The 1164-nt window shown below is 71.0% G+C and carries 1 protein-coding gene; it reads right to left on the bottom strand.

What is annotated here, in order from left to right:
* Positions 1-67: 67 nt before the first annotated feature.
* Positions 68-955: a VOC family protein gene (locus ACFWFR_RS19440; RefSeq protein WP_377624216.1), complete on the bottom strand. Its 888-nt coding sequence runs from the start codon at positions 953-955 to the stop codon at positions 68-70.
* Between the last annotated feature and the right edge of the window lie 209 nt (positions 956-1164).

Here is a 1164-nt window from a genome sequence, read left to right as displayed (position 1 = left end):
GTTCTTGTGCGACTCGCCGGGCGTGTCGCGCAAGAACTCCGCACTCAGCGCGCGAGGGGGGCGCGGCTCAGCGCACCGCGACCTCGATGAGGTTCTTCCACGGGTCGTCGAACCGCAGCGTCGCGCCGTCGTGGCGCATCTGGATCCCGCGCCGGGACAGACGGTCGACGAGCGCCGTGACGTCATCCTCCGAGGGCACAGAGATCGCGACCTGCCCCAGGCCCAGCGTCGAGGCGCGCGGCCCCGCTCCCTGGCTGTTCCACGTGTTCATGGCCATGTGGTGGTGGTACCCGCCCGCCGAGACGAACAGGGCGCTGGGCAGCGAGGCCGTGGCCTCGAAGCCCAGGGTGTCGACGTAGAACTCGCGGGCCGTGGCGATGTCGCCCACCTGGAGGTGCACGTGCCCCACCACGGTGTCGTCCGGGCCCACGACGTCGGTCGAGAGCGCCCGCTCGAGCGCCGCGTCCGTGAGGTGCTCCTGCATGAACGCGTTGGGGTCGATGTAGAGCGTGTCCATCGCGACCTGGCCGTCCTTCCAGGTCCAGGTCTCGCGCGGGCGGTCGTGGTAGAGCTCGACGCCGTTGCCCTCGGGGTCGGTGAAGTAGAACGCCTCGGAGACCAGGTGGTCACCGCTGCCGACGAACGTGCTCGGTGCGGTGCGCGCGACCGAGGCGACCGCTGCGGCGAGCGCAGGGGCGTCGTCGAACAGCAGGGCCGTGTGGAACAGGCCGGCCTCGCCGCGGCGGGCGCGCGGCAGGTTCTGGCCGCGGCGCAGCACCACGAGCGGGGTCGCGCCGCGCCCGAGGACCACGGTCTCGTCGCGCGAGCCGGCTCCGGCGCCGGGGATCGCCGAAAGCAGAGCGTCCGACGGCGTCAGCACGGCCAGGGAGAGCGCGTCGCGGTAGTAGCGGGTCATCAGGTCGAGGTCGGCGACGTGCAGCGTCACCGCGTCCATCGAGGTCTCCGCGGACAGCAGGTCCTTGGCCGCGAAGGCGGCAGTGTCGGTGCCGGGCACGCGGGACGTGGTCTCCGCCGGGCTGTTCGTTCGGTCAGTCATGGTGTCCTCCGTCCAGGGCCGGGTCCCGACCTCTGCTTCCAGAATAGTTGAAGGTTTAACTAATTGGAAGCCGGCATTGTTCCCGGCACCGACCCGTCGCCCTCGAG

It is taken from the genome of Oerskovia sp. NPDC060287, from assembly GCF_042726775.1.
Lineage (GTDB): Bacteria > Actinomycetota > Actinomycetes > Actinomycetales > Cellulomonadaceae > Oerskovia > Oerskovia merdavium.
The sequence above is the reverse complement of the archived record's forward strand: the minus strand, read 5'-3'. Positions and strand labels throughout refer to the sequence as shown.

What these genes read in the sequence shown, in the direction of transcription:
- ACFWFR_RS19440 (WP_377624216.1), bottom strand. Translation starts at nt 955, where the DNA reads ATGGACGCGGTGACGCTGCACGTCGCCGACCTCGACCTGATGACCCGC.